Annotated in this window: 25 protein-coding genes; 15 read left to right on the top strand and 10 right to left on the bottom strand. The window is 72.2% G+C overall.

From position 1 onward, the window contains the following. Nucleotides 1-73 precede the first annotated feature (73 nt). From ACFWPQ_RS25485 to ACFWPQ_RS25475, 3 genes are read right to left on the bottom strand one after another with little or no spacing between them, the layout of a single operon-like run. Nucleotides 74-1051, bottom strand: coding sequence for an ABC transporter permease (locus ACFWPQ_RS25485; RefSeq protein ID WP_384039036.1), 978 nt, complete (start codon nucleotides 1049-1051; stop codon nucleotides 74-76). Then, nucleotides 1044-2084, bottom strand: coding sequence for an ABC transporter permease (locus tag ACFWPQ_RS25480; RefSeq protein WP_384039033.1), 1041 nt, complete (start codon nucleotides 2082-2084; stop codon nucleotides 1044-1046). The genes ACFWPQ_RS25485 and ACFWPQ_RS25480 overlap by 8 nt, the downstream gene beginning before the upstream one ends. Then, nucleotides 2081-3598, bottom strand: coding sequence for a sugar ABC transporter ATP-binding protein (locus ACFWPQ_RS25475; RefSeq protein WP_384039030.1), 1518 nt, complete (start codon nucleotides 3596-3598; stop codon nucleotides 2081-2083). The genes ACFWPQ_RS25480 and ACFWPQ_RS25475 overlap by 4 nt, the downstream gene beginning before the upstream one ends. A gap of 254 nt (nucleotides 3599-3852) precedes the next feature. Here ACFWPQ_RS25475 and rhaI point away from each other — a divergent pair, with 254 nt between their 5' ends. From rhaI to ACFWPQ_RS25440, 7 genes are all read left to right on the top strand, one after another. After that, nucleotides 3853-5022: an L-rhamnose isomerase gene (rhaI, locus tag ACFWPQ_RS25470; RefSeq protein ID WP_384039027.1), complete on the top strand. Its 1170-nt coding sequence runs from the start codon at nucleotides 3853-3855 to the stop codon at nucleotides 5020-5022. A gap of 147 nt (nucleotides 5023-5169) precedes the next feature. After that, entirely contained in the window at nucleotides 5170-7209 is a 2040-nt protein-coding gene (locus tag ACFWPQ_RS25465) for a bifunctional aldolase/short-chain dehydrogenase (RefSeq protein ID WP_384039024.1), read from the top strand. Then, nucleotides 7206-8666: a rhamnulokinase family protein gene (locus tag ACFWPQ_RS25460; protein WP_384039021.1), complete on the top strand. Its 1461-nt coding sequence runs from the start codon at nucleotides 7206-7208 to the stop codon at nucleotides 8664-8666. The genes ACFWPQ_RS25465 and ACFWPQ_RS25460 overlap by 4 nt, the downstream gene beginning before the upstream one ends. Nucleotides 8667-8786: 120 nt before the next feature. Continuing rightward, on the top strand, nucleotides 8787-9542 hold the full coding sequence (locus tag ACFWPQ_RS25455) for a (Fe-S)-binding protein (RefSeq protein WP_384039017.1): 756 nt from the start codon (nucleotides 8787-8789) through the stop codon (nucleotides 9540-9542). Next, entirely contained in the window at nucleotides 9539-11041 is a 1503-nt protein-coding gene (locus ACFWPQ_RS25450; RefSeq protein WP_384039014.1) for a LutB/LldF family L-lactate oxidation iron-sulfur protein, read from the top strand. The genes ACFWPQ_RS25455 and ACFWPQ_RS25450 overlap by 4 nt, the downstream gene beginning before the upstream one ends. Beyond that, nucleotides 11038-11721 carry a lactate utilization protein C gene (locus ACFWPQ_RS25445; RefSeq protein WP_384039011.1) on the top strand — a complete coding sequence of 228 codons (684 nt, stop codon included), beginning with the start codon at nucleotides 11038-11040 and terminating at the stop codon, nucleotides 11719-11721. The genes ACFWPQ_RS25450 and ACFWPQ_RS25445 overlap by 4 nt, the downstream gene beginning before the upstream one ends. Nucleotides 11722-11730: 9 nt before the next feature. Continuing rightward, on the top strand, nucleotides 11731-12885 hold the full coding sequence (locus ACFWPQ_RS25440; RefSeq protein ID WP_384039008.1) for an ATP-binding cassette domain-containing protein: 1155 nt from the start codon (nucleotides 11731-11733) through the stop codon (nucleotides 12883-12885). 20 nt (nucleotides 12886-12905) lie between these two features. Here ACFWPQ_RS25440 and ACFWPQ_RS25435 read toward each other — a convergent pair whose 3' ends face one another. The 5 genes from ACFWPQ_RS25435 to ACFWPQ_RS25415 all read right to left on the bottom strand — a co-directional run bounded on the left by ACFWPQ_RS25435 (nucleotide 12906) and on the right by ACFWPQ_RS25415 (nucleotide 16504). After that, nucleotides 12906-13502, bottom strand: a complete 597-nt coding sequence (locus ACFWPQ_RS25435) for a hypothetical protein (protein ID WP_384039005.1) — start codon at nucleotides 13500-13502, stop codon at nucleotides 12906-12908. Nucleotides 13503-13588: 86 nt separating this feature from the next. Beyond that, nucleotides 13589-14527, bottom strand: coding sequence for an ABC transporter substrate-binding protein (locus ACFWPQ_RS25430; protein WP_384039002.1), 939 nt, complete (start codon nucleotides 14525-14527; stop codon nucleotides 13589-13591). Next, the gene (locus tag ACFWPQ_RS25425) at nucleotides 14524-15195 is read right to left on the bottom strand and encodes an ABC transporter permease (protein ID WP_384039000.1); all 672 of its coding nucleotides are present in this window, start codon (nucleotides 15193-15195) and stop codon (nucleotides 14524-14526) included. The genes ACFWPQ_RS25430 and ACFWPQ_RS25425 overlap by 4 nt, the downstream gene beginning before the upstream one ends. Beyond that, nucleotides 15192-15872, bottom strand: a complete 681-nt coding sequence (locus ACFWPQ_RS25420; protein WP_384038997.1) for an ABC transporter permease — start codon at nucleotides 15870-15872, stop codon at nucleotides 15192-15194. Before ACFWPQ_RS25420 ends, ACFWPQ_RS25425 begins: the two co-directional genes overlap by 4 nt. Nucleotides 15873-15931: 59 nt before the next feature. Further along, entirely contained in the window at nucleotides 15932-16504 is a 573-nt protein-coding gene (locus ACFWPQ_RS25415) for a TetR/AcrR family transcriptional regulator (protein ID WP_384038994.1), read from the bottom strand. 154 nt (nucleotides 16505-16658) lie between these two features. Here ACFWPQ_RS25415 and ACFWPQ_RS25410 point away from each other — a divergent pair, with 154 nt between their 5' ends. Next, on the top strand, nucleotides 16659-17516 hold the full coding sequence (locus tag ACFWPQ_RS25410; RefSeq protein WP_384038991.1) for an AAA family ATPase: 858 nt from the start codon (nucleotides 16659-16661) through the stop codon (nucleotides 17514-17516). Continuing rightward, a complete protein-coding gene (locus ACFWPQ_RS25405) occupies nucleotides 17513-18907 on the top strand; it encodes a VWA domain-containing protein (protein ID WP_384038988.1) in 1395 nt (464 codons plus the stop codon). Before ACFWPQ_RS25410 ends, ACFWPQ_RS25405 begins: the two co-directional genes overlap by 4 nt. Before the next feature lie 62 nt (nucleotides 18908-18969). On the opposite strand, the gene ACFWPQ_RS25400 is transcribed toward ACFWPQ_RS25405, so the two are convergent. After that, nucleotides 18970-19335: a cupin domain-containing protein gene (locus ACFWPQ_RS25400; protein WP_384038985.1), complete on the bottom strand. Its 366-nt coding sequence runs from the start codon at nucleotides 19333-19335 to the stop codon at nucleotides 18970-18972. 142 nt (nucleotides 19336-19477) lie between these two features. Between ACFWPQ_RS25400 and ACFWPQ_RS25395 the strand changes: the two genes are divergently transcribed. The 6 genes from ACFWPQ_RS25395 (at nucleotide 19478) to ACFWPQ_RS25370 (ending at nucleotide 25105) form a co-directional block, all read left to right on the top strand. Next, on the top strand, nucleotides 19478-20629 hold the full coding sequence (locus ACFWPQ_RS25395; RefSeq protein ID WP_384038982.1) for an NAD(P)/FAD-dependent oxidoreductase: 1152 nt from the start codon (nucleotides 19478-19480) through the stop codon (nucleotides 20627-20629). Further along, nucleotides 20626-20925 (top strand): (2Fe-2S)-binding protein, encoded by a 300-nt coding sequence (locus ACFWPQ_RS25390; RefSeq protein WP_384038978.1) that lies wholly within the window; start codon nucleotides 20626-20628, stop codon nucleotides 20923-20925. The genes ACFWPQ_RS25395 and ACFWPQ_RS25390 overlap by 4 nt, the downstream gene beginning before the upstream one ends. Beyond that, the gene (locus ACFWPQ_RS25385; protein ID WP_384038975.1) at nucleotides 20918-22366 is read left to right on the top strand and encodes an FAD-dependent oxidoreductase; all 1449 of its coding nucleotides are present in this window, start codon (nucleotides 20918-20920) and stop codon (nucleotides 22364-22366) included. The genes ACFWPQ_RS25390 and ACFWPQ_RS25385 overlap by 8 nt, the downstream gene beginning before the upstream one ends. Beyond that, nucleotides 22366-23262 (top strand): dihydrodipicolinate synthase family protein, encoded by an 897-nt coding sequence (locus ACFWPQ_RS25380; protein WP_384038972.1) that lies wholly within the window; start codon nucleotides 22366-22368, stop codon nucleotides 23260-23262. The genes ACFWPQ_RS25385 and ACFWPQ_RS25380 overlap by 1 nt, the downstream gene beginning before the upstream one ends. Nucleotides 23263-23343: 81 nt before the next feature. Beyond that, complete coding sequence (locus ACFWPQ_RS25375; protein ID WP_384038969.1) at nucleotides 23344-24345, top strand: proline racemase family protein; 1002 nt, start codon at nucleotides 23344-23346, stop codon at nucleotides 24343-24345. A 43-nt stretch (nucleotides 24346-24388) separates the two neighbouring features. Then, nucleotides 24389-25105, top strand: a complete 717-nt coding sequence (locus ACFWPQ_RS25370) for a GntR family transcriptional regulator (RefSeq protein ID WP_384038966.1) — start codon at nucleotides 24389-24391, stop codon at nucleotides 25103-25105. 103 nt (nucleotides 25106-25208) lie between these two features. Here the strand turns inward: ACFWPQ_RS25370 and ACFWPQ_RS25365 are convergent, their stop codons facing one another. Then, a complete protein-coding gene (locus ACFWPQ_RS25365) occupies nucleotides 25209-26231 on the bottom strand; it encodes a LacI family DNA-binding transcriptional regulator (protein ID WP_384038962.1) in 1023 nt (340 codons plus the stop codon). Between the last annotated feature and the right edge of the window lie 246 nt (nucleotides 26232-26477).

The following is a 26477-nucleotide window of genomic DNA, read 5'->3' as shown; positions in this document are numbered from 1 at the left end:
GGGGCGCTGGGGGTACCCCCGGCCGAAGGCTGGGGGAGGAACTGCGCGACCAGCCACACACGGCCCGCAGCAATCAGACGGCCTTCGCACCCCTGTGCCGGGCCAACGAGATCTGCCGGGCAACCCGGGGCCCGAGCACCGAGACGACAAGCAACACACCGGTCACGACGATCTGAGACTGCGCGGACACATTGAGCAGACTCATCACGTTCTGCAACGACCCGAGCAGGAACACCCCGGCAATCGCACCGCCCAGCGTGCCCCGGCCCCCGTCGAAGTCGATGCCACCGAGCAACACGGCCGCCACAACGCTCAGTTCGAGCCCGGTCGCGTTGTCGTACCGCGCACTCGCGTAGTGCAGCGCCCAGAAGATCCCGGTGAGCGAGGCCATGAAGCCAGTGGCGACGAACAGGATCAGCTTGTTGCGCTTGACGCGGATACCCGCGAACCGCGCCGCCTCCTCGCTCGCCCCCACGGCGAACAGCGACCGCCCGAACGGCGTGGCGTGCAGCACCACCACGGCGATCACCAGCAGCACCAGGAACGGCAGGAAGGCACGAGGCAGGAACGTGCCGCCGAGCCGCCCCGCCGCGAAGTCCAGGTACTGTGTGGGGAAGTCGGTCACCGCGTCGGAGCCGAGGACGATCTGCGCGATGCCCCGGTAGGCCGCGAGCGTGCCGATGGTGACGGCGAGCGAGGGCAGTCCCAGCCGGGTCACCAGCAGTCCGTTGACCAGCCCGCAGGCCACCCCCAGCAGCAGGCACAGCGGGATGATCGTCTCGATCGCCATGCCCTCGTTCCAGAGCTTGCCCATGACGGCGCCCGAGAGTCCGGCGGTCGACGCGACCGAGAGGTCGATCTCGCCGGCGACGACCAGCAGGGTCATCGGCAGGGCGATCAGGGCGATGGGCAGCGTGTTGCCGATCAGGAAGGACAGGTTGAGCGAGTTCCCGAAGCCGTCGACGAAGCCGAACGACAGCAGCAGGAGGACCATCAGCAGCGCACCGACGACCGTGTCCCAGCGGACCGCGCGTGTCAGGGAGTCAGGCATGGCGGGCGTTCCTCTTCTTCAGGGCGGAGGCCACCCGCGACGCGACGATCCGGTCGACGGCGATGGCGAGCAGCAGCAGGAAGCCGTTGATGGCGAGGACCCACACGGAGCTGACCCCGAGGGCCGGGAGCACGCTGTTGACGGAGGTGAGCAGCAGCGCGCCCAGCGCGGCGCCGTACACGCTCCCGGAGCCGCCGGTGAAGACCACGCCGCCGACCACCACGGCGCTCACGACGGTGAGTTCGTAGCCGTTGCCGGTGCTGGAGTCGACGTTCCCGAACCGGGCCAGGTACATGGCCCCGGCGAGCCCGGCGAGGGCGCCGCAGAAGGTGTAGGCGGTGAGGATCCGCTTGCGGACCGGGATGCCGGCCAGCCGTGCGGCCTCCGGGTTGGAGCCGAGGGCGTACAACTCCCGTCCGCTGCCGAAGTGTTTGAGGTAGTAGGCGGTGGCGACGAGGACGGCGAGGGCGATCAGGGCCAGCCAGGGGACGGCCGACAGGCCGCCGGAGCCGAAGTCGACGAAGGAGCCGGGCAGGTCGCCGGCCGTGATCTGCCGGGAGCCGACCCAGATGGAGTCGACGCCCCGGATGATGTACAGCGTGCCGAGGGTGACGACGAGCGCGGGGACCTGACCGAGGCTGACGAGCAGGCCGTTGAGCAGTCCGCAGCCGATGCCGAGCAGGACGGCGAGGACGATCGCGACGACCGTGCTGCCGCCGCCGTGCAGGTAGTCGCCGGCGGCGAAGGCGGTGATGCCGAGGGTGGAGCCGACGGACAGGTCGACGTTCCGGGTGATCACCACCAGGGACTGGCCGGTCGCGACCAGCACCAGGATGGTGGCGTTGAGCAGCAGGTCCTTGATGCCCTGCTCGGAGAGGAACTCGCTGTTGCCGGCCTGGGTGACGGCGATCATCACCAGGAAGACGACGAGGATGGCGAGTTCGCGCATCTTGAACACCCGGTCGACGAGCCGGGTCCCGGCGGATTCGGGCGTCTCGGCGACGGGGGTCGGTTCGGATGTGGTCACCGTCATGCGGCGGCCCTCCCCGTGGCTGCGGCCATCACGGTTTCCTCGCTGGCTTCGGAGCGCGGGATCTCGGCGGTGATCCGGCCCTCGTGCATCACCAGCACGCGGTCGGCCATGCCGAGGATCTCGGGCAGGTCGGAGGAGATCATCAGGACGGCGACCCCGTCGGCGGCCAACTCACCGAGGAGCCGGTGGACTTCGGCCTTGGTGCCGACGTCGATGCCCCGGGTCGGTTCGTCGACGATCAGCACCTTGGGCCCGGTCGCGAGCCATTTGGCGAGGACGACCTTCTGCTGGTTGCCGCCGGAGAGGGTGGAGACGGCGTCGGCGATCCGGGCGTACTTCACCTGGAGCCGGACCGCCCAGTCGAGGGACCTGCTGCGTTCGGCGCCCCGGTCGACGAGGCCCGCCCTGACGGTCGTACGCAGCCCGGTCAGGCCGATGTTGCGCTCGATGGACATGTCCATCACGAGGCCTTGGGCGCGCCGGTCCTCGGGGACGAGGGCGAGGCCCGCGGACATCGCGACGGAGGGTGCGCCGCTGGTCAGTTTCCGTCCCCTGACCTCGACTTCGCCGGCGTCCCAGCGGTCGACGCCGAACACGGCACGGGCGACCTCGGTCCGGCCGGCGCCGACCAGTCCGGCGAGGCCGACGATCTCACCGGACCGCACCTCGAAGGAGACGTCCGTGAAGACCCCCTCCCGGGTCAACCGCCGCACGCTCAGGGCGACTTCGCCGGGGCGGACGTCCTGCTTGGGATACAGCTCGGCCAGGTCCCGGCCGACCATCCGGCGTACGAGGTCGTCCTCGGTCATGCCGTCGACGAGCTCGCTGGCGATCCAGGCGCCGTCCCGCAGGGTGGTGACGCGCCGGCAGATCTGGAAGATCTCCTCGAGTCGGTGCGAGATGAAGAGCACCGCGGCGCCCTGGTCGCGCAGGGTGCGGACGACGCCGAAGAGGCGGGCGACCTCGCTGCCGGTCAGGGCCGCCGTCGGCTCGTCCATGATCAGGACCCGGGCGTCGAAGGAGAGTGCCTTGGCGATCTCGACGATCTGCTGGTCGGCGATGGACAGGCCGCGGGCGGGGCGGTCGGGGTCGAGGGCGACACCGAGCCGCTTCATCAGGGCGGTGGTGGCCGCGCGGGTGGCCTTGTGGTCGATCCGGCCGAGGGCACGCCGGGGCTGCCGGCCCATGAAGATGTTCTCGGCGATCGACAGGTCGGGGAAGAGCGTGGGTTCCTGGTAGATCACGGCGATTCCGGCGTCGCGGGCGTCGCCGGGGCCGTGGAAGACGACGGGCTCGCCGTCGAGCAGCACCTGGCCGGCGTCCGGCCGGTGCACTCCGGCGAGGGTCTTGATCAGCGTCGACTTGCCCGCGCCGTTCTCCCCGGCGAGGGCGTGCACCTCGCCGGGGAACAGCTCCAGGGAGACGTCCCGCAGGGCGCGGACGGCACCGAAGGACTTGGAGACGTCCTTCAGCGCCAGCACCGGGGCCGGTCCCGTGTCGGACGGGTGGGTCATGGGGGCTCCTCGACGACACCGGCGGGACGGCACTGGCCGCCCTCACCGCGTCGTGAAAGGTTTCAACTGGATTGCCGGGACCGTAGGCACCACGGGCATGTCACGTCAATGGGTCCGTATCGAAAAAATTTCGATAGCCTAAGGTCACGGCGGAGTCACGGCGAACGGGGTTGGCCGGAGTGCTTGACACCCTTTCGATGGACTCATACTTTGCCGTTCTGAATCGTTTCATCATTCACTCCGGGAGCCCCTAAGTGACCGACCTCGTCGCGGTGAAGGCCGCGCTGAAGACCCAGGCCGTCGAGACGCCGTCATGGGCGTACGGAAACTCGGGGACCCGTTTCAAGGTGTTCGCCCAGCAGGGCGTACCGCGCTCGCCGAAGGAGAAGCTGGACGACGCGGCGCAGGTCCACGCGGTGACGGGGGTGGCACCGACAGTGGCGCTGCACATCCCCTGGGACAAGATGGACGGCTCCGACGGATACGCGGACCTGGCCAAGCACGCCGAGGAGCGGGGGCTGCGGCTGGGGGCGATCAACTCCAACACCTTCCAGGACGACGACTACCGGCTGGGCAGCATCTGCCACCCGGAGGCGGCGGTGCGCCGCAAGGCCGTCGACCATCTGCTGGAGTGCGTCGACATCATGGACGCGACGGGGTCCACGGATCTGAAGCTGTGGTTCGCCGACGGCACCAACTACCCGGGGCAGGACGACATCCGGGCACGCCAGGACCGGCTCGCCGAGGGTCTGGCCGAGGTGTACGACCGGCTGGGCGAGGGGCAGCGGATGCTGCTGGAGTACAAGCTCTTCGAGCCGTCCTTCTACACGACCGACGTTCCGGACTGGGGGACGGCCTACGCCCACTGCCTGAAGCTGGGGCCGAAGGCGCAGGTGGTGGTGGACACCGGCCACCATGCGCCGGGCACCAACATCGAGTTCATCGTGGCCACGCTGCTGCGGGAGGGGAAGCTCGGCGGCTTCGACTTCAACTCGCGGTTCTACGCGGACGACGACCTCATGGTGGGCGCCGCGGATCCGTTCCAGCTGTTCCGGATCATGTACGAGGTGGCGCGCGGGGGCGGGCTCACCGCGGAGGTGGCCTTCATGCTCGACCAGTGCCACAACATCGAGGCGAAGATCCCGGCGATCATCCGGTCGGTGATGAACGTGCAGGAGGCGACGGCGAAGGCGCTGCTGGTGGACCGGGGGGCGTTGGCGCAGGCGCAGGCTGCCGGGGATGTGCTGGGGGCGAATGCGGTGCTGATGGATGCGTACGACACGGATGTGCGGCCGTTGCTCAGGGAGGTGCGGGGCGAGATGGGGTTGGACCCCGACCCGCTGGGGGCGTACCGCCGGTCCGGGTGGGCGGAGAAGATCGTCGCCGAGCGGGTTGGCGGACAGCAGGCTGGTTGGGGTGCGTAAGCGTCTGGCGTGAAATGTCTCGTCGCGGGCTGCCGGCCGGATGTGGCTGGTCGCGCAGTTCCTCCCCCAGCCTTCGGCCGGGGGGACCCCCAGCGCCCCTGAAGGGGCGCGTTGCAGTCCCGCTCCTACAACGAATCAGGAATTCTTGTGACCACCCATCCCGAAGCTTCCGCCCTCCTCTCCCGGTCCCATCGGCTCGGTGCCGACCCCCGCAACACCAACTACGCCGGCGGGAACACGTCCGCCAAAGGCACCGCCACCGACCCCGTCACCGGTGGTGATGTCGAGCTGATGTGGGTGAAGGGGTCCGGTGGGGACCTCGGGACGCTCACCGAGGGCGGGCTCGCCGTGCTGCGGATCGACCGGCTCCGGGCGCTGGCCGGTGTCTATCCGGGCGTCGAGCGCGAGGACGAGATGGTCGCCGCCTTCGACTACTGCCTGCACGGCAAGGGCGGCGCCGCGCCCTCCATCGACACCGCCATGCACGGGCTGGTGGAGGCCGCGCACGTGGATCATCTGCACCCGGACTCCGGGATCGCGCTGGCGTGTGCGGCGGACGGGGAGAAGCTCACCGCCGAGTGTTTCGGGGACACCGTGGTGTGGGTGCCGTGGCGCCGGCCCGGGTTCCAGCTCGGCCTGGACATCGCCGCCGTCAAGGCCGCCAACCCGCGGGCCGTCGGGTGCGTCCTCGGCGGGCACGGGATCACCGCCTGGGGCGACAGCTCCGAGGAGTGCGAGCGGAACTCGCTGCACATCATCCGCACCGCCGAGGCGTTCCTCGCCGAGCGCGGCAGGCCCGAACCCTTCGGGCCCGTGGTCGAGGGGTACGGCGCCCTGCCCGAGGGCGAGCGGAGGGAGCGGGCCGCCGCGCTCGCGCCGTACGTCCGGGCGATCGCCTCCCAGGACAGGCCGCAGGTCGGCCACTTCACCGACTCCGAGGTCGTCCTCGACTTCCTGGCGCGGGCCGAGCATCCACGGCTCGCGGCGCTCGGGACGTCGTGTCCGGATCACTTCCTGCGGACGAAGGTACGGCCCCTCGTGCTCGACCTTCCGGCCACCGCCCCGCTGGACGAGGCGGTCGCACGGCTGCGCGAGCTGCACGCCGCGTACCGGGAGGAGTACGCCGCCTACTACCGGCGGCACGCCCTGCCCGACTCCCCCACCATGCGCGGCGCCGACCCGGCGGTCGTGCTGGTGCCCGGCGTCGGCATGTTCAGCTTCGGCAAGGACAAGCAGACCGCCCGCGTCGCGGGTGAGTTCTATGTGAACGCGATCAATGTGATGCGCGGGGCCGAGGCCGTGTCGGCGTACGCGCCGATCGAGGAGTCGGAGAAGTTCCGGATCGAGTACTGGGCGCTGGAGGAGGCCAAGCTCCGGCGGCTGCCGAGGCCGAAGGCGCTGGCGACCCGGGTGGCGCTGGTGACCGGGGCCGGCAGCGGGATCGGGAAGGCGATCGCGCACCGGCTGGTGGCCGAGGGGGCGTGTGTCCTGGTCGCCGATCTCAACGCGGAGAGTGCGGCCGGGGTCGCGGAGGAGCTGGGCGGGGCCGACAAGGCCGTCGCGGTCACCGTCGACGTGACGGACGAGGAGCAGATCGGCGCCGCCTTCCGGGCCGCCGCGCTGGCCTTCGGCGGGGTCGACCTCGTCGTCAACAACGCCGGGATCTCCATCTCCAAGCCGCTGCTGGAGACTTCGGCGCGGGACTGGGACCTGCAGCACGACATCATGGCCCGCGGTTCCTTCCTGGTGTCGCGGGAGGCCGCCCGGGTGATGATCGCGCAGGGGATCGGCGGTGACATCGTCTACATCGCGTCGAAGAACGCCGTGTTCGCCGGTCCGAACAACATCGCCTATTCGGCGACGAAGGCGGATCAGGCGCATCAGGTACGGCTGCTCGCCGCCGAGTTGGGTGAGCACGGGATCCGGGTCAACGGGGTGAACCCGGACGGTGTGGTGCGGGGATCCGGGATCTTCGCCGGGGGGTGGGGGGCTCAGCGGGCCGCCGTGTACGGGGTGGAGGAGGCGAAGCTGGGCGAGTTCTACGCCCAGCGGACCATCCTCAAGCGCGAGGTGCTGCCCGAGCACGTGGCGAACGCCGTGTTCGCGCTGACGGGTGGCGAACTCACCCACACCACCGGGCTGCACGTGCCCGTCGACGCGGGTGTGGCGGCCGCGTTCCTGCGATGAGCTCGCCGAAGTCGTATGCGGCGGTCGACCTGGGCGCGTCCAGCGGGCGGGTGATGGTCGGCCGGGTGGGCCCGGACTCGCTGGAGCTGACCGAGGCACACCGGTTCGCGAACCGGCCGGTGCGGGTGCCGGAGGGGCTGCGCTGGGACGTACTCGCCCTGTACGCCGGGGTGTTGGAGGGGTTGCGGGCCGCGGGTGCCCACTGCGGTGGACGGCTCGACTCCGTCGGCATCGACAGCTGGGCCGTGGACTACGGGCTGCTGGACGGCGACGGCGCGCTGCTGGGCAACCCGGTGCACTACCGGGACGCCCGCACCGAGGGCGTCGCCGAGCAGGTGTGGGCGACGCTGCCCGCGCCGGAGCTGTACGCCGGTACGGGCCTGCAGTACGCGCCCTTCAACACCCTGTACCAGCTGGCGGCCGCCCGGTCGGACGCCCAGTTCGCCCTGGCCGAGCGCCTGTTGCTGATCCCGGATCTGCTGTCCTACTGGCTGACCGGCGAGCAGGGCACCGAGCTGACCAACGCCTCCACCACCCAGTTGATCGATCCCCGGACGCGCGACTGGTCGTACGAGGTCGCGGACCGGCTGGGGATCGACCTCGGGCTGTTCGCGCCGCTGCGGCGGCCCGGGGATCCGGCCGGGGTACTGCGGCCCGAGGTGCTGGAGGAGACGGGGCTGACCGGGCCGGTGCCGGTGACCGCCGTCGGCTCGCACGACACCGCGTCCGCGGTGGCCGCCGTACCGGCGGACGGGGAGCGGTTCGCCTACATCTGCACCGGCACCTGGTCGCTGGCCGGTCTCGAACTCACCGCCCCGGTGCTGACCGAGGAGAGCCGGGCCGCCAACTTCACCAACGAACTGGGGCTCGACGGCACGGTCCGCTATCTGCGCAACATCATGGGGCTGTGGCTGCTCCAGGAGTGCGTACGGGCCTGGGGCGAGCCGGAGTTGGGCGGGCTGCTGCGGGAGGCGGCCGGCGTGCCGGCGCTGCGGTCGGTGGTGGACGCGGGGGACGCCGCGTTCCTGGCCCCCGGTCGGATGCCGGAGCGGATCGCCGAGGCGTGCCGGGTCTCGGGGCAGCCGGTGCCCGGGACGCCCGGCGAGGTCACCCGGTGCATTCTCGACTCCCTGGCGCTCGCCCACCGGCGGGCGGTCGCGCAGGCGCAGCGGCTCGCGGACCATCCGGTGGACACGGTGTACGTGGTGGGCGGTGGCACCCGCAACGCGCTGCTCTGCCAGCTCACCGCAGACGCCTGCGGGCTGCCGGTGGTGGCGGGCCCGACGGAGGCGGCGGCTCTGGGGAACGTGCTGGTCCAGGCCCGTGCGCACGGTCTCGTCGGTGATCTCGCCGGCATGCGGCGGCTGCTCGTCCGCACCCAGCCGCTGACCCGGTACGCGCCACGCGGCGGCACCGCCCGCTGGGCGGCGGCCGAGGCACGGCTGACCGCCCGGTGACCGGGCCGCACCGGTCACCCGGTGACGGCTCCCGACTCGCCGCACCGCAACCGGGTCTCCCGCTGGTCGCACCGGCCCATTACGCTGCACTCATCCGATGATCGACCTCGAGGAGCCGCGATGCGTGTCGCTCTTTTCCTGACCTGCGTCAACGACACGCTCTATCCGGACACCGGCCGTGCCGTGGTGAAACTCCTGACCAGGCTGGGCGTCGAGGTCGATTTCCCGATGGCGCAGACCTGCTGCGGACAGGCCCACTACAACACCGGATACCGTCATGAGGCGGAGCCGCTGGCTCGGCATTTCTCCGATGTCTTCGGTGAGTACGAGGCGATCGTGACCCCGTCCGGATCGTGTGGGGCGATGGTGCGGGAGCTGTATCCGAGGATGGGCGAGCGGGCGCGGGCGGAGGGGCGCGGGAGCGGGCTGGCCGCGGCGCTGGCGCCGGTGGTGCCGAAGACGTACGAGCTGACGGAGTTTCTGGTGGACGTCCTGGGGGTGACGGACGTCGGGGCATATTATCCGCACTATGTCACATACCACCCGACCTGCCACGGGTTGCGGAGTCTGGGCCTCGCCGACCGCCCCCGCCGCCTCCTCCAGGCCGTCAAGGGCCTGGAGCTGGTGGAGCTGCCGGGCGCCGAGGAGTGCTGCGGTTTCGGCGGCACGTTCGCGCTGAAGAACTCCGACGTCTCGGCGGCGATGGGCACCGACAAGGTGCGCAACGCCGAGTCGACCGGCGCCGAGGTGCTGTGCGCGGCCGACAACTCCTGTCTGATGCACATCGGCGGCACCATGACCCGGCTCGGCAGCGGGCTGCGGCCGGTGCACATCGCGGAGATCCTGGCGAGCACGGAGGAGGAGCCGGCCGTATGAGCGGGACGTTCGTAGGCATGCCTGTGTTTCCCCCACCCACCCACCCGGCCTTTCCGAAGGCCGCGCACGAGGCCGTCAACAACCCCACCCTGCGCGGGAACCTGCGCCACGCCACGCACACCATTCGTGCCAAGCGGGCCAAGGCGGTCGCCGAGGTGTCCGACTGGGCCGCCCTGCGCGAGGCGGGCAAGCAGATCAAGGACCACACGCTCCGTCATCTCGACCGCTATCTGGTCCAGTTGGAGGAGGCGGTGACGGCGGCGGGCGGTACGGTCCACTGGGCCGCCGACGCCGACGAGGCGAACCGGATCGTCACCGAACTGGTCAGGGCGACCGGTGAGTCGGAGGTCGTGAAGGTCAAGTCGATGGCCACCCAGGAGATCGGGCTGAACGAGGCGCTGGAGGCCGCGGGCATCCGGGCCTACGAGACCGATCTCGCCGAGCTGATCGTGCAGTTGGGCCACGACCGGCCCTCGCACATCCTCGTCCCCGCCATCCACCGCAACCGGGGCGAGATCAGGGACATCTTCCGCAAGGAGATGGGCGCGTGGGGGCGCCCGGCGCCCGAGGGCCTCACCGACACCCCGGCCGAACTCGCCGAGGCGGCCCGGCTCCACCTCCGCGAGAAGTTCCTGCGCGCGAAGGTCGGCATCTCCGGCGCCAACTTCATGGTCGCCGAGACCGGCACCCTGGTCGTCGTCGAGTCCGAGGGCAACGGGCGGATGTGCCTCACCCTCCCCGAGACGCTGATCTCGGTCGTCGGCATCGAGAAGATCGTGCCGACCTGGCAGGACCTGGAGGTCTTCCTGCAGACCCTCCCCCGCTCCTCCACCGCCGAGCGCATGAACCCGTACACCTCGACGTGGACCGGCACCACCGACGGGGACGGACCGCAGACCTTCCACCTGGTGCTCCTGGACAACGGCCGCACCGACACCCTCGCCGACGAGGTCGGCCGCCAGGCCCTGCGCTGCATCCGCTGCTCGGCCTGCCTCAACGTCTGCCCGGTCTACGAACGGGCGGGCGGCCACGCCTACGGCTCGGTCTATCCGGGCCCGATCGGCGCCATCCTCAGCCCCCAGCTGCGGGGCACCGCAAGCGAGATCGACGCCTCCCTGCCGTACGCCTCGTCGCTGTGCGGGGCCTGCTACGAGGTCTGCCCGGTCGCCATCGACATCCCCGAGGTGCTGGTGCACCTGCGCGAGCGGGTCGTTCAGGGCGGCGAGGCGGTCCGGAACGGCAACAAGGTGCTGCTCAAGCCGGCCAAGGGACACGCGGCCGAGCGGGCGGCGATGCGCGCGGCCCGCTGGGCGTTCTCCCACCCGGCCGCCCTGCGCACCGGCCAGCGGCTCGCCTCCCGCAGCCGCCGGCTGCATCCCCGTACGCTGCCGGGCCCCGGCCGGGCGTGGAGCGGGACCCGGGACCTGCCCGCCGTACCGGCGGAGCCGTTCCGGGACTGGTGGCAGCGGACCGGCGGCGGAAAGGGCGGCGCGAAGTGAGCAGCAGGGAGCGGATCCTGGGCCGGGTGCGGCGGGCGCTGGACGGGGTACGGGACGAGGACGGGCCCGTCGAGCGGACGTATCTGCGCGAGCACGGTGCGCGGAGTGTCGCCGAGACGGTCGATCTGCTGGCCGAGAACCTGGCGGACTACCGGGCGCTCGTGCACCGGTGCACGGAGGACGAACTGGCCGCCACGATCGGGCGGTTGGTCGCCGAGCGCGGTTCGAGGTCGGTGGCCGTGCCCGCCGGGCTCCCCCCGGAGTGGCTGGCGGCGACCGATGCCGAGCACGTCGCCGACAGCGCCGGGAGCACCCCGCACGAACTCGACCGGGTCGGCAGCGTGGTCACCGCGTGCGCGGTGGCGGTCGCCGAGACCGGGACGATCGTGCTGGACGGCGGCCCGGACCAGGGCCGCCGCCGGATCACCCTGGTCCCCGATCACCACATCTGTGTCGTACGGGTCCCGGAGCAGGTCGTCTCCTCCGTGCCCCAGGCCCTCGAACGACTCGACCCGGCCCGGCCGTTGACCTGGATCTCCGGTCCTTCGGCCACCAGCGACATCGAGCTGGACCGGGTCGAGGGGGTGCACGGTCCGCGCACCCTGGAGGTGGTGCTCGTCGGAGACGACCGGCCGGACTCGGGGGCCGACGGGCAGGCGGTCGGCAACACTCGCGGTTAACGTGAGGAAATGATCCGGTTCGAGCAGGTCACCAAGCGGTACGCGGACGGCACGACCGCGGTGGACGGCCTCTCCTTCGAGGTGACCGAGGGCGAACTCGTCACGCTCGTCGGCCCCTCCGGCTGCGGCAAGACCACGACGATGATGATGGTCAACCGGCTCGTCGAACCGACCTCGGGCCGGATCCTCGTCGACGGGGAGGACGTCGCGGGCGTCGACCCGGTGCGGCTGCGGCGCCGGATCGGCTACGTCATCCAGCAGGTCGGCCTGTTCCCGCACCGCACGGTCCTCGACAACACCGCGACCGTCCCGGCCCTGCTCGGCTGGAAGCGGGCCAGGGCCCGGGACCGGGCCGCCGAACTCCTCGACCTCGTCGGCCTGGACCCGGGGACCTACGGGCCGCGCTATCCGGACCAGCTCTCCGGCGGTCAGCGGCAGCGCGTCGGGGTGGCCCGGGCGCTCGCCGCCGATCCCCCGGTGCTGCTGATGGACGAGCCGTTCGGCGCGGTCGATCCGGTGGTGCGGGAGCAGTTGCAGGACGAGTTCCTCCGGATGCAGGCCGCCGTGCGCAAGACCGTGCTGCTGGTCACCCACGACATCGAGGAGGCGGTGCGGCTCGGCGACCGGATCGCGGTGTACGGGCAGGGCCGGATCGAACAGTTCGACACACCGGGAGCGGTGCTGGGCAGACCGGCCACGCCCTACGTGGCCGGGTTCGTGGGCGCGGACCGCGGGCTGAAGCGGCTGTCGGTGACCGATGTCCAGCCGGACGACCTGGAGCAGCCGCCGGTCGTCCGCCTGGACGAGTCCGCCGAGAGCGCCGCGGGGCGGCTGCGCGCGGAGGGCGCCCGCTGGGCGGTGGTCCTCGACACGCACGGCGACCTGCACGGCTGGGTGGGCCGGGACGAGCTGGCGGCGGGCGGCACGATCGGCGAACTCGTCCACCGCATGACCGCGTGGGTACCGGTGGGCGCCCCGCTGAAGCAGGCGTTCGGGGTGATGCTCCAGTACGACGCCGGGTGGGTCGCGGTGCTGGACGGTTCGCGCTTCCTCGGCGTGCTGACCCCGGCCAAACTGCACGAGGCGCTGCGCCGCTCGGTGGACGCGGACGCGCGTGGCGTCTCGCGGGGTCAGGTGCCGTTCGACTCGGTCTCCGACGCCTGACCGACGGGGCGCGGTGCTCGTCAGCAGTACGTCAGCGGGCAGCCACGGCGCAGCGAGTGCTGGGCGGCCCGCAGGTACAGCGCGACGTAGAAGGCGGCGTCGAGGTCCTCGCCCCAGGGGCCCGGGTGGGCGGCGGCCACGTCCTTCGCCGGGCCGTCCAGGAACCACATCGTCAGGTCGAGGTTGTCGCAGGCCTCCGGTATCCGGTGGACGGGAAGCCCGATCGCCGCCGCCAGCCGCTGTGCGAGGGCGAGCACCTCGGGTGCGCCGACGACCACCGTCTCGTCGGTGTAGGCGGACGCGACGGGCAACCGGATCTCCTCGTCGAGCGAGAACGGCACCAGCACCGACCAGCCCAGCAGCAGATCCCCCTCCTGCGGCGACAGGTGCTCCCGGCACAGCGCGCCGAACCCGTCCATGGGCGGCACCAGCTTCTCCTCGAACGACAACCCCGAGCCGCGCACGAAGGCGGCCGCCTCGGGCACCGACTCGTACGGCGCCAGCCCGCGCCGCCGCAGCTCCTCGTCGAGGGCCGCGGCGAGGGCGCCCTTGCCGCCCTCGTCCTCGTCGCCGTCGAGCCACTCCTGCGCACCGACACTCACCAGATAGATCCCCATGCCCCGAACGTACCGCCCACCACTGACAACGCGCCCGGACCTCACGTCACCGGCTGTCACATCACCGGCCGTCACGCCACCGGCCGTCACTTCAGCAGGCCCTTGTTCCGCAGATAGGTCCGGGCCACGTCCCGGGCCAGCCGCCGCCAGCTGTCGACCTGCTGGTTCATCGCGGCCAGATCGGCGGTCGTCAGGACGTCGTTGAGCTTGCCGAGCGCCTTCGTCACCCGCTCGCTGCCGGCCCGGGCACGGTTGACGACCGGGACGACGTAGTCGGCGTTCTGCAGATGCCTGTCGTCGGCGAGGAGGACCAGCCCGAACTGGCCGAGCGTCGCGTCGGTGGTCGTGGTCAGCACCATCTGGTCCTGACCGCTCTGCACGGCCCGCTTGGCCTGGGTGGTGCCGACGCCCTTGGGATCGATGCCGGTGATGTCGATGCCGTAGACCTTCTTCAGCCCCGGCTCGCAGTACGGCCGTTGCACGCATTCGTCGCCCGCCGCGAGTCGTACCTTCAGCCCCGAGGCGCCGAGATCGCTGAGTGTCTTCAGGTGGTGCTGCCGGGCGTAGGCGGCGGTGACCGCGAAGGCGTTCTGGTCCACCGCCCGGCCCGGGTCGAGAACGGTGAGGCCACGGGGTGTGGCGAGGCGGCGCAGTGCCTTCATCGTGGTGGTGAGGTCGGGCGAGCCGACGGGGGGCGCGTCGGGTCCGTTGGTCTTGGCGTTAAGCCAGTCGGCGAAGGTGGCCGCGTATTCGGGGACGGCGTCGATCTGCCCGGACTCCAGGGCGGGTTCGTAGAGTTCGCGGTTGGCGACGGTGATCAGGGAGGTCTTGTACCCGGCCCGGCCGAGGAGCTGGGCGTACATCTGGGCGAGCAGGTCGCTCTCGGTGAAGCCGGCGGAGCCGATGGTCAGGTGCCTGCTGTCGCCCGGGGGTGCGGTGACCCCGCCCCGGTTCTCCAGGGAGGGGCCGGTGGTGCAGGCGGTGAGGGTGAGGAGCACCGCGCCGGCCGCCGTGCGGAGCCTCATCGCGAGCCCCGCAGCCAGACCGGCGCGAGCCGTTCGGCGAGTGCGAAGAAACCCTCGACAAGCAGGGCGAACACGGCGACCAGGATCGCTCCGGCGACCACCATGGGCGTGCCGGCCAGGTTGAACCCCGCGGTGATGATCCGGCCGAGTCCGCCGCCGCCGGCGAGCGCGGCGATGGTGGCGGTGGCGACGAGCTGGACGGCGGCGATCCGCACCCCGGTGAGGACCATTGGGAGCGAAAGGGGCAGTTCCACGTGAAACAACACCTGTCGCCCGGTCATCCCCATCCCCCGCGCGGCCTGCACGATGCTCCGGTCGACCTCGCGCATGCCGACGTAGGCGTTGGTGAGCAACGGCGGTACGGCGAACAGCACCAGGGCGACCACGGTGGGGCCCTCGCCCCACCTGCCGACCGGGGTGAGGAGGAGCAGCACGAGGACGGCGAAGGTGGGGACGGCCCGGCCGACGTTGGAGATGTTCACGGCGAGCGCGCCGCCCTTGCCGAGGTGGCCGAGGACCAGCGCGACCGGGAGCGCGATCAGGCAGCTGATGACGAGACAGACGACGGTGAGGAGGAGATGCTGGAGCAGCCGGTGCCCGATGCCGTCGTCGCCGGCCCAGTGCGCGGGGTCGGTGAGCCAGGCCCAGGCGTCGGTGAGCGTCGTCACGCGCGGGCCGCCCGCGTCCACGGGGTGAGCAGCCGTTGCACCCCGAGCAGCAGCAGGTCGGCGGCGACGGCGATCAGCACACAGAGCACGGAGGCGGTGAGCACCTGGGCCTTGAAGTAGGTGTTCATGCCGGCGTAGATCAGGTTGCCGAGACCGCCGAAGCCGACGATCGCGCCGACGGTGACCAGGGAGACCGCGGAGACGGTGGCGATGCGCAGGCCGGCCATCGCGGCGGGCAGGGCGAGGGGCAGTTCGACGGTGAGCAGGAGGCGGATCGGGCCGTAGCCCAGGCCGCGGGCGGCCTGCCGGGTCTCCTCGGGGACGGCGCGCAGGCCCGCGAGGATGTTGCGGACGAGCAGGGTCAGCGAGTAGAGCACCAGGCCGGCGACGACGAGGGTGGCCGAGAGGCCGTACAGGGGCAGGAGCAGCGAGAACATCGCCAGGGAGGGGATGGTGTAGAGGATGGTCGTGACACCGAGGACGGGTCCGGCGGACCAGCGCCACCGGCGGGCCAGTACGGCCAGCGGCACGGCGATGACGAGTCCGACGAGCACCGAGACCGCGGTGAGCCGGAGGTGCTGGCCTACGGCGTCGAGGAGGATCTGGCGGCGGCTGGTCAGGTAGGCGCCGCAGATCCACTCGTTGCGCGCGAGGCAGTCGTTCGGGGGCGCGGTCACGCCTCCATTGCATCGGGAGGGCGAGGGGCCCGGCGCGTTGTGGTGATCCGTCCGGGCGGCTACTTCAGGCCGGCCGCGTCCAGCAGTGTGGTCACCGTCCGGGTGACCAGCCCGTCGTCGAGGTGCTCGATGTGAGCGCCGGCCCGGGCGCTGGCCCCGTCGAAGATCAGCATGAGCTGCCGGGCGAGCAGGGCCGGATCCGCCGCACCGCCCTGTGCGGCCTGGTCCTCGAAGTAGCCCTGCAGCAGTTCCTTGGCGGCTCGGGCCACCACGCTCGCGGGATGGTCGCCGTCCTTCAGTTCGACCAGGACGGCGAGGTACGGGCAGCCGCAGTAGCCGGGGGCCGCCGCGTTCTCCTCCACCCGCCGGAACACGTACCCGATCCGTTCGCGAGGGGTGGCCGCCTCGGCGTCCGGGGACCTGAGCTGGGCCTCGTACCAGGGCCTGCGCCGCTCCAGGCTGGCGGCCAGCACCTCGTCCTTGCTGTCGAAGAGCTGGTACATGGACCGCTTCGAGACCCCCGCGGACCTGCACAGCGCCTCGACGCCGATGGAGACGCCGTCGCGGTAGAAGAGCTCGGCGGCTGCGTCGAGCAGGCGGTCGCGGGGGGACGCCTTGTCTGTGGTGGCCATACGGCCGAGGTTACCGCGCGGGAGACTGTGAGGAAACCGATCGGTATACAGGGTGGCAGGCGAGGTGAACAAGCGCTTAGATAGGAACTCGGACCTGTTCCCGCGTGCGTTCCGCCTGCGCGCGTGCCACAACCCTGATCAGCCGGAGGCCCCGTTGTTCACTTCCGTCGACGACGTCTCCGCGCGCCTCGCGGAGACCGGCTACCTCGCCTCCCCCGCCGTCGCCACCACCGTCTTCCTGGCCGACCGGCTGGGCAAACCGCTCCTCGTCGAGGGCCCCGCCGGGGTCGGCAAGACCGAGCTGGCCAAGGCCGTCGCCGCGGTGGCCGGGGCGCGGCTGGTGCGGCTGCAGTGCTACGAGGGCGTGGACGAGTCCAGGGCGCTGTACGAGTGGAACCACGCCAAACAGCTGCTGCGGATCAGCGCCGGCCGGGACGAGACCTGGGACGAGGCCCGCACCGACATCTTCAGCGAGGAGTTCCTGCTCCCCCGCCCGCTGCTCACCGCGATCCGGGGCGACGACCCGAAGGTGCTGCTGATCGACGAGACCGACAAGGCCGACGTCGAGGTGGAGGGCCTGCTCCTGGAGGTGCTCAGCGACTTCCAGGTGACGGTCCCCGAACTCGGCACGGTCACGGCCACCCGCCGCCCCTTCGTCGTACTCACCTCCAACGCCAGCCGTGAGCTGTCCGAGGCGCTGCGCCGCCGCTGCCTGTTCCTGCACATCGGTTTCCCGGAGGAGGAGCTGGAGCGCCGGATCGTACGGCTGAAGGTACCGGAGCTCACCGAGGCGCTCGCCGAGTCCGTGGTCCGGGTGGTCGGGGCGCTGCGGGCGATGGACCTGCGCAAGGTCCCGTCGGTGGCGGAGACCATCGACTGGGCGCGCACCCTGCTGGCCCTGGGCGCCGACACGCTGGACGAGCAGGTCGTACGGGACTCCCTGGGCGTGATCCTCAAGCACCAGGACGACATCCAGAAGGCGGCCGCCAAGCTGGACCTGGACGCGCTGTGAGCACACCCGCCGACGCACCGACCGACGCTCCGGCCGACCTCGCCGACCGGCTCACCGGGCTGGCCGGCGCGCTGCGGGCGCACGGGGTGCGGATCGGCACCGGGGAGACCGTGGACGCGGGCCGGGCGGTGGCGGTGCTGGGACTATCGGACCGCGAGCTGTTGCGCGAGGGGCTGGCCGCGACCCTGCTGCACGGCACCGGCCAACGAGCCGTGTTCGACCAGGTCTTCGACCTCTACTTCCCGCGCGGGGTGGGCGGGCCCGGCGGTGCGTCCGGGGGCAGGTCCACCGACCGGGAGGAGCTGCGGGAGCGGCTCGCGGCCGCGCTGGCGGACGACGACACCGCGCTGCTGCGGCAGTTGGCGGCCGAGGCCGTGGACGGCCTCGGCGGATACGGGAGTTCACCGGGCTCGGACGGCTGGTCGTCGTACCAGACCCTGGACCGGCTGCGGCCGCAGACGCTGCTCGCTCGGGTGCGGGCGGACGTCCGCGCGCGGGGCGGCGGCACGGGGTTCGCGGACCGGCTGCTCGACGACGAGATCCGACGGCGGATCGAGGACTTCCGGGGCATGGTCGCGGCGGAGGCCCGGCGCCGGGTGGCCGAGCGGCGCGGGCGCGATCAGATCGCCCGGCGGGCGGTGGCGCCGAGCGCCGACCGGGTGGACTTCCTGTCCGCCGGGCGGGACCAGCTGACCGAGCTGCGCAGGACCGTACAGCCGCTGGCCCGGAAACTGGCGACCCGGCTGGCCGCGCGCCGCCGCCGGGCCGCGCGGGGCTCCATCGACCTGCGGCGCACCCTGCGCGGCTCGCTGTCGACGGGCGGGGTTCCGATGCGGCCGGTGCTGCGCCGGCGCCGACCGGTCCGCCCCGAGCTGGTGCTGCTGTGTGACGTCTCCGGCTCGGTCTCGGGGTTCTCCGACTTCACGATGCTGCTGGTGCAGGCGCTGCACGACCAGTTCAGCAAGGTCCGGGTCTTCGCCTTCGTCAACCGGATCGACGAGGTGACCGGCCTCCTCGAGCACGGCCGGGCCGATCCCGAGGGGCTGGGCGCCCGGATCCGCGCCGAGGCGACGCTCACCGGCTGGCACGGCAGCAGCGACTACGGCCACGCGCTCGGCGAGTTCGCGGAACGGTACGGCGCGGCGGTGGGCCCGCGCACCACGGTGTTCGTACTCGGCGACGCCCGCACCAACAACCTCGACCCGGACCTCGCCGCCGTCCGCCGGATCGCCGGACAGGCGCGCCGCTTCTACTGGCTGAACCCCGAGCCGCGCTCCCTGTGGGGCACCGGCGACTCGGCCGCGCCCGACTACGCGGAACTGGTGGAGATGCACGAGTGCCGCACCGCCCGCCAGCTCGGCGGGCTGATCGGACGGCTGCTGCCGGTGTGACACACCGGGTGCCGTCACCTACGGAAGGTGACGGCACCCGTCCGCTGTTCCCGCTGCTGTTCTCAACTCTCCTTGGCCTTCGCGTAGTCCGTCGCCATACCGCCGGCGAAGTCGTACACGATGCACTGCTCGTCCCCCACGACCCAGGCGTCGTGTCCCGGCGGAAGGACGAAGACGTCGCCGGGGCCGATCTCGCCCTCACCGCCGTCGTCCATGACGAGGTGCATCCTGCCCTGCACCACATAGCCGTTGTGGTGGACCATGCAGCGCTCGGTGCCCGCGATCGGCGCCACCGACTCCGACCAGCGCCAGCCCGGCTCGAAGGTGCCGATGGCGAAGTCGAGGCCGGTCATGTGCACGGCCTCCAGGTGGCCGCGGGGGAAGTCACGCCGCTCGTCCGGCTTGTCGACCGTCTTGATCTCCAGCATGACGGTGTCCTCCCTTCGAACTCCCGTCCACCACTCCATCGTCTTCCCGTCAACTCGGGAGCGCCATTCGCCGTGGCGGACGACTGCGCGGTCTGCGGCGGCGGTCTTCCTCTGCCCTGTGCTATGTGACATATTACTGCCCGTGAGCATGCGACTGACCTGCGACGTCGTAGTGATCGGGGCAGGCATGGCAGGCGCCGCCTGCGCCCTGTACGCGTCCCGGGCGGGTCTGGACGTCATCGTGGTGGATCGCGGCCCGGTGGCCGGCGGCACGACCGGGGCGGGCGAGGGCAATCTGCTCGTCTCCGACAAGGAGCCCGGGCCCGAACTCGAACTCGCCCTGCTGTCCGGCCGGTTGTGGACCGGTCTGGCCGAGGAGCTGGGTGAGGGGATCGAGTACGAGCCCAAGGGCGGGGTGGTCGTCGCCGCCGATCCCGAAGGGCTGGCCGCCCTGGAGAGGTTCGCGGCCGGGCAACGGGCCGCCGGGGTGACGGCGGAGAACGTCGGCGCGGACCGACTCCACGAACTGGAACCGTACTTGGCCCCCGGTCTGGCGGGCGGAGTGCGCTATCCGCAGGATGCCCAGGTGATGCCGACGCTGGCCGCCGCACATCTCCTACGGACCTCCGGCGCCCGCCTGTCGACCGGCCGTACGGTGACGGAGGTGCTGCGCGGCGCCGATGGTGCCGTACGCGGTGTCCGTACCGACCGCGGCGACATCCACGCCCCTGCCGTGGTGAACGCGGCCGGGACCTGGGGCGGCGAGGTGGCCGCGCTCGCCCGTGTGCGCCTGCCCGTCCGCCCCCGGCGCGGCTTCGTCCTGGTCACCGAGCCGTTGCCGCGCCGGGTACGGCACAAGGTGTACGCCGCCGACTACGTGGCCGACGTGGCCAGCGACTCGGCGGCTCTGCAGACCTCGCCGGTCGTCGAGGGCACGGCGGCCGGGCCGGTCCTGATCGGCGCGAGCCGGGAACGCGTCGGCTTCGACCGGTCGTTCTCGCTGCCGGCCGTACGGGCGCTGGCGGCGGGCGCGACCCGGCTGTTCCCGTTCCTGTCCGAGGTCCGGGCGATGCGCACCTACCTGGGTTTCCGCCCGTACCTGCCCGACCATCTCCCCGCGATCGGCCCCGATCCCCGTGCGCCGGGCCTCCTGCACGCCTGCGGGCACGAGGGCGCGGGCATCGGACTCGCCACCGGTACCGGGCAGTTGATCGCCCAGGTGCTGAGCGGCAAGACCCCCGAGCTGGACCTGACCCCGTTCCGTCCCGAGCGCTTCGGCGAGGAGGCCGTGTGAATCCCCTGGAGCTGGCGCAGGCCCGACCGGGCCCCGCCTTCACCGTCACCTTCGACGGCCGTGAACTCCCGGCGCTGCCCGGCCAGACGGTCGCGGCCGTGCTCTGGGCCTCCGGTGTCACCTCCTGGCGGACCACCCGCGGCGAGGGCCGTCCGCGCGGGGTCTTCTGCGGGATCGGCGTCTGCTTCGACTGCCTGGTCACCGTCAACGGCCGCCCCAACCAACGAGCTTGTGTGGTGCCCGTGCATGCGGGCGACGCGATCCGTACGCAGCGGGGCACGGGGCACGATGACTGAGCCGAGCCGACCGGAGACGTCACCCCGGCTCGCGGTGATCGGCGCGGGCCCGGCCGGGCTCGCCGCCACCCTGGCGGCCGCCCGGCACGGGCTGCGCGTCACCCTGATCGACGCGGCTCCGGAGGCGGGCGGCCAGTTCTACCGGCAGCCCGCCGCCGGGCTCGGCGCCCGCCGCCCACAGGCGCTGCACCATCGATGGCGCGACTGGGAGCGGCTGCGCGACGGCCTCGACCGGGACGTCACGGCGGGCCTGGTCGCGCATCTGCGGGACCATCACGTGTGGTGCGTGACCCGGCGGCGGTCCGGTTTCACCGTGCACGCGCTGCTCGGCCCCGAGCAGGAGCGGCCCGTAGAGGTGCGTGCGGACGCGGTGCTGCTCGCCACCGGCGGCTACGAGAAGGTGCTCCCGTTCCCCGGCTGGACGCTCCCCGGTGTCGTCACGGCGGGCGGGGCGCAGGCCATGCTGAAGGGCGGACTGGTGCTGCCGGGCCGTACGGCGGTCGTCGCCGGCACCGGACCTCTGCTGCTGCCGGTCGCCACCGGGCTCGCGGCGGCGGGCGCCCGGGTGGCGGCCCTGGTGGACTCCGCCGACCCGCGGGCCTTCGTACGGCACGCACCGGCGCTGGCCGCCCAGCCGGCCAAGCTCGCCGAAGGCGCCCACTACGCGGCCCGGTTGCTGCGGCACGGGGTACGCACCCTGGTCCACCACACCGTCGTCGAGGCGCACGGCGACCAGCGGCTCGAAGCCGTCACCGTCGCCGCGCTCGACGCCGAGGGCCGGGTACGGCCGGGCACCCGGCGGCGGATCGGCTGCGACACCCTGGCCGTCGGGCACGGGATGATCCCGCACACCGACCTCGCCGAGGGCCTGGGCTGCCGCATCGAGGGGATCGCGGTGGCCGTGGACGACGAGCAGCGCACCGACGTGCCGGGGGTGTGGGCGGCGGGCGAGGCGACCGGTGTCGGCGGCGCGGTGCTCGCCCTCGCCGAGGGGCACATCGCGGGCCGGTCGGCTGCCGCACGGCTGTCGGGCCGGAAGCCGGACCCGCGCGGCTGGGCGGGGGCCGCCCGGGCCCGCGCGGGACTGCGACGGTTCGCGGCGGCGATGGACGACGCCTACGCGCCGCCCGCGCACTGGGCCGAACAGGTCACGGACGACACGGTCGTCTGCCGCTGCGAGGAGGTCACCGGCGGGGCGGTCCGGCGGGCCGTGACCGAGCTGGGCGCCGGAGACGTACGGACCGTCAAACTGCTCACCCGGGCCGGAATGGGCTGGTGCCAGGGGCGGATGTGCGGGCCGGCGGTCGCCGGGCTCGCCGGCTGCCCGGAGACGGCGGCGCGCAGGCCGTTCGCCCGGCCGGTGCCGCTCGGGGTGCTGGCGCGGGCCGGCGGCACGGACAACGAACAGTGCTATGTCACATACCACCCGGAGGAACCCTGATGCCCACCCCTCACCCCCACCCCTGGCGCGGCGTCCTCGTGGCCACCGCCCTCCCGCTCCGCGACGACCTCTCCGTCGACTACGACAGGTACGCCGAGCACTGCGCCTGGCTGGTCGGGAACGGCTGCGACGGCGTCGTACCGAACGGCTCGCTCGGTGAGTACCAGGTGCTCACCCCCGAGGAGCGCGCCAAGGTCGTCGAGACCGCCGTGGCCGCGGTCGGCGGGGCGCGGGTCATGCCCGGGGTCGCCGCCTACGGGTCGGCCGAGGCCCGCCGCTGGGCCGAGCAGGCCCGGGACGCCGGCTGCGCGGCCGTGATGCTGCTGCCGCCCAACGCCTACCGAGCCGACGAACGTTCGGTGCTCGCGCACTACGCGGAGGTCGCGAAGGCCGGGGTGCCGGTCGTGGCGTACAACAACCCCATCGACACCAAGGTCGACCTGGTGCCCGAGCTCCTCGCCAAGCTGCACGGCGAGGGGTACGTCCAGGCCGTCAAGGAGTTCTCGGGCGATGTGCGGCGCGCCTACCGGCTGGCCGAACTCGCCCCGGAACTGGACCTGTTGATCGGTGCCGACGACGTGCTGCTGGAGCTGGCGATCGCAGGCGCCAAGGGCTGGGTGGCCGGTTACCCCAACGCCCTGCCGGCCGCGTCGGTCGAGCTGTACCGCGCGGCGGTGGGCGGGGACCTGGACACCGCCAAGCGGCTGTACGGTCAACTGCATCCGTTGCTGCGCTGGGACTCCAGGGTCGAGTTCGTCCAGGCCATCAAGCTGTCCATGGACATCGTCGGCCGCCACGGCGGCGCCTGCCGCCCGCCGCGTGTGCCGCTGCTGCCGGAGCAGGAGGCCACGGTCCGCGCGGCCACCGAGAAGGCCGTCGCCGCCGGCCTTGCGTGACCGGCCCCGGACTCCCAACCCCCGCCCCCCTCCCCCGATCCCCGATCCCCGATCCCCGATCTCCGATCCCCGAGGAGCGTCATGCGCAGCAAACTCGTCCTGCACGCCGTCGACTCGCACACCGAGGGCATGCCCACCCGGGTGATCACCGGCGGGATCGGGACCATCCCCGGCGCGACCATGAACGAACGGCGGCTGTACTTCCGTGAACACCGCGATCACATCAAGCAGTTGCTGATGAACGAGCCGCGCGGGCACTCCGCGATGAGCGGGGCGATCCTGCAGCCGCCGACCCGGCCCGACTGCGACTGGGGCGTGGTCTACATCGAGGTCTCCGGCTATCTGCCGATGTGCGGGCACGGCACGATCGGCGTGGCGACCGTGCTCGTGGAGACGGGGATGGTGGAGGTCGTGGAGCCGGTCACGACGATCCGGCTGGACACCCCGGCGGGCCTGGTCGTCGCCGAGGTGGCGGTGGAGGACGGCGCGGCGCGGAACGTCACGCTGCGGAACGTGCCGTCGTTCTCCGTCGCGCTGGACCGGAAGATCGTGCTCGCCGACGGGCGGTCGGTGACCTATGACATGGCATACGGCGGCAACTTCTACGCCATCCTCCCCCTCGACGAGTTCGACCTCCCTTTCGACCGCACCCGAAAGGACGACCTCCTCCGGGCCGGCCTGTCCCTCATGGAGGCGATCAACGCGGAGGCGGAGCCGGTCCACCCCGAGGATCCGTCCATCCGCGGCTGCCACCACGTCCACCTGGTCGCACCCGGTGCCACGGCCCGCCACTCCCGGCACGCGATGGCCATCCATCCCGGCTGGTTCGACCGCTCCCCGTGCGGTACCGGCACCAGCGCGCGGATGGCCCAGCTGCACGCTCGCGGCGAACTCCCCCTGGACACCGAGTTCGTGAACGAGTCGTTCATCGGCACCCGGTTCACCGGCCGGCTCCTCGGCACCACCGAGGTCGCGGGCCGCCCCGCGGTCCTGCCCAGCTTCACCGGTCGCGCGTGGATCACCGGCACCGCCCAGTATCTGCTGGACCCGGCCGACCCGTTCCCGGCCGGCTTCGTACTCTGATTCCCCCGACGACCCCCAGTGCCGACCCTCCAGGAGTTCCACCATGGCCGACCGGCCCAGCAGCACGCCCACCGCCGCCAAGCCCGTCAAGCCCGCCATTCCGTCGCTCGGCGGCCGGAAGCCGAACTTCCGGGAACGGGTCGTGGACGTCCTGCGTGCCGCGCTGATCGCCGGTGAACTGCGCCCCGGCGAGGTGTACTCGGCGCCGGGGCTCGCCCCCCGCCTGGGCGTCTCCGCGACCCCGGTGCGCGAGGCGATGCTGGAACTGGTGAAGGAGGGCATGGTCGAGATCGTCCCGAACAAGGGGTTCCGGGTCACCGCCGTCTCCGAGAAGCAGCTCGACGAGTACACGCACGTCCGGTCCCTGATCGAGATCCCGACGACCGTCGCCCTCGCGGCGACCGCCGACCCGGGCGACCTGGAGGCGCTGCGCCCGGTGGCCCTGGAGATCGTCACCTCGGCCGTGAAGGGCGACCTCATCGCGTATGTCGAGGCCGACCTGGCCTTCCACCTGGGGCTGCTGGCGCTGGCGGGCAACGACCATCTCGTCGAGGTGGTACGGGACTTGCGGCGCCGTTCGCGGCTGTACGGGCTGACGGCGCTGGTGACGGCGGGACGTCTGAAGGCCTCCGCCGAGGAGCACCTGGAGCTGCTCGACGCCCTGCTGGCCCGCGACGAGGAGGCCGTGCGCGAGATCATGACCCGCCATCTGGGCCACGTCCGCGGCCTGTGGGCGGCCCGGCAACCCGGGCACGGCTGAGAGCACCCGCCAACTGCACCCCGAAGTGGGCGAGTTGGTCGCGGGGTCGGCGCCTGAGCCGGCCACCCCTGAGTCCGGGTGAGGACCCGACGCCCGTGCCCCGTCAGCTCGACTCGCGCACCACCAGGCGGCACGGCACGGTGTGCACCCCGGGCTCCGCATCCGCGTCGATGGCCTGGAGCAGCCGGAGCGCGGCGATCCGCCCGATCTCGGCCAGGTTCATGTCGACGGTGGTGAGCGGCGGCCGGCAGGCGAGGGCCATGGTGTCCCAGTTGTCGTAGCCGACCACGGCGATGTCCCCCGGCACGTCCTTGCCGCGCTCGCGCAGCGCGTCCGCGACCCCCCGGGCGATCTGGTCGTTGCCGCAGAAGACGGCGTCGGTGTCGGGTGCCGTCCGCAGCACCGCGTCGGCGGCGCGCCGCCCCCAGGCCTCGCTCCACTCCCCGAAGTGCACGCGCCCGGCGGCGAGTTGCAGGTTCGCCTCGGCCAGGTGCTCGACGGCGTGCCGGGCGCGGTCCCGGGCGGCCTGGTGGTGCTCGGGTCCGGTGACATGGGCGATGCGGGTACGGCCGGTGGCGAGCAGGTGTTCGACGGCGAGGCGGGCGCCGCCGCGGTCGTCGGTGACGACGGAGGTGTCGGCGGGGTCGGTCGACGGGGAGAGGGCGTAGACGACCGGGATCGCCGGGTCGATGCCGGTCAGCGGCGGGCGGGGGTCGGTGCGGCGGCCGGCGACGATGATGCCGTCGACCCGGCGGTCGGTGAGGGTGCGCAGGTGGTGCTGTTCGCGGATGGCGTCGCCGCGGGTGTCGCAGAGCAGGACGGAGATCTTCCCGGCGCCCAGTGCGTCCTCGGCGCCGAGCAGGACCGGGGTGCTGAAGCGGCCGATGCCGTCCGTCGTCATCAGGCCGACGGTCCAGCTGCGGCCGCTGTGCAGGCTCTGCGCATGCTGGTTGGGCCGGAAGCCGAGCGCCTCCACGGCGTCCAGCACCCGCTGCCGGGTCTCCGGGCGCATCCGTCCGGCGCCGTTCAGCGCCTTGGACGCCGTGCCGACGCTGACGCCGGCGAGCGCGGCGACGTCGGCGAGCCTGGCCCGGCTGGCGGGCGGAGAGCCTGGAGCAGAGGTCACGGGCAAACCTTTTCCTGGACGGATCCTCGGCACCGTCGGCCTTCCGACGGCAGAGCCGCCCCACATCGTCGCAGCCGCTCATCCGAAGTGCCAGTCCCGTGGGGCAACTTGAAAAAACTGCGCCGGGTGTCTTGACCCCTTCCCCGGGCTGCCCTGTACTTCTCGGCGAGAAAACGGTTGCTCAAAACAGTTCCTCACTTCCGTGCGTACGACTTTCCAAACGGCGTTCGATATTTCGAAACCGCG

The organism is Streptomyces sp. NPDC058464 (genome assembly GCF_042721035.1).
In the GTDB taxonomy this organism is placed as follows: Bacteria; Actinomycetota; Actinomycetes; order Streptomycetales; family Streptomycetaceae; genus Streptomyces.
The sequence above is the reverse complement of the archived record's forward strand: the minus strand, read 5'-3'. Positions and strand labels throughout refer to the sequence as shown.

What these genes read in the sequence shown, in the direction of transcription:
- ACFWPQ_RS25485 (WP_384039036.1), bottom strand. Translation starts at nt 1,051, where the DNA reads ATGCCTGACTCCCTGACACGCGCGGTCCGCTGGGACACGGTCGTCGGT.
- ACFWPQ_RS25415 (WP_384038994.1), bottom strand. Translation starts at nt 16,504, where the DNA reads ATGGCCACCACAGACAAGGCGTCCCCCCGCGACCGCCTGCTCGACGCA.
- ACFWPQ_RS25375 (WP_384038969.1), top strand. Translation starts at nt 23,344, where the DNA reads ATGCGCAGCAAACTCGTCCTGCACGCCGTCGACTCGCACACCGAGGGC.
- ACFWPQ_RS25435 (WP_384039005.1), bottom strand. Translation starts at nt 13,502, where the DNA reads ATGGGGATCTATCTGGTGAGTGTCGGTGCGCAGGAGTGGCTCGACGGC.
- ACFWPQ_RS25430 (WP_384039002.1), bottom strand. Translation starts at nt 14,527, where the DNA reads ATGAGGCTCCGCACGGCGGCCGGCGCGGTGCTCCTCACCCTCACCGCC.
- ACFWPQ_RS25475 (WP_384039030.1), bottom strand. Translation starts at nt 3,598, where the DNA reads ATGACCCACCCGTCCGACACGGGACCGGCCCCGGTGCTGGCGCTGAAG.
- ACFWPQ_RS25460 (WP_384039021.1), top strand. Translation starts at nt 7,206, where the DNA reads ATGAGCTCGCCGAAGTCGTATGCGGCGGTCGACCTGGGCGCGTCCAGC.
- ACFWPQ_RS25385 (WP_384038975.1), top strand. Translation starts at nt 20,918, where the DNA reads ATGACTGAGCCGAGCCGACCGGAGACGTCACCCCGGCTCGCGGTGATC.
- ACFWPQ_RS25380 (WP_384038972.1), top strand. Translation starts at nt 22,366, where the DNA reads ATGCCCACCCCTCACCCCCACCCCTGGCGCGGCGTCCTCGTGGCCACC.
- ACFWPQ_RS25480 (WP_384039033.1), bottom strand. Translation starts at nt 2,084, where the DNA reads ATGACGGTGACCACATCCGAACCGACCCCCGTCGCCGAGACGCCCGAA.
- ACFWPQ_RS25455 (WP_384039017.1), top strand. Translation starts at nt 8,787, where the DNA reads ATGCGTGTCGCTCTTTTCCTGACCTGCGTCAACGACACGCTCTATCCG.
- ACFWPQ_RS25440 (WP_384039008.1), top strand. Translation starts at nt 11,731, where the DNA reads ATGATCCGGTTCGAGCAGGTCACCAAGCGGTACGCGGACGGCACGACC.
- ACFWPQ_RS25370 (WP_384038966.1), top strand. Translation starts at nt 24,389, where the DNA reads ATGGCCGACCGGCCCAGCAGCACGCCCACCGCCGCCAAGCCCGTCAAG.
- ACFWPQ_RS25400 (WP_384038985.1), bottom strand. Translation starts at nt 19,335, where the DNA reads ATGCTGGAGATCAAGACGGTCGACAAGCCGGACGAGCGGCGTGACTTC.
- ACFWPQ_RS25450 (WP_384039014.1), top strand. Translation starts at nt 9,539, where the DNA reads ATGAGCGGGACGTTCGTAGGCATGCCTGTGTTTCCCCCACCCACCCAC.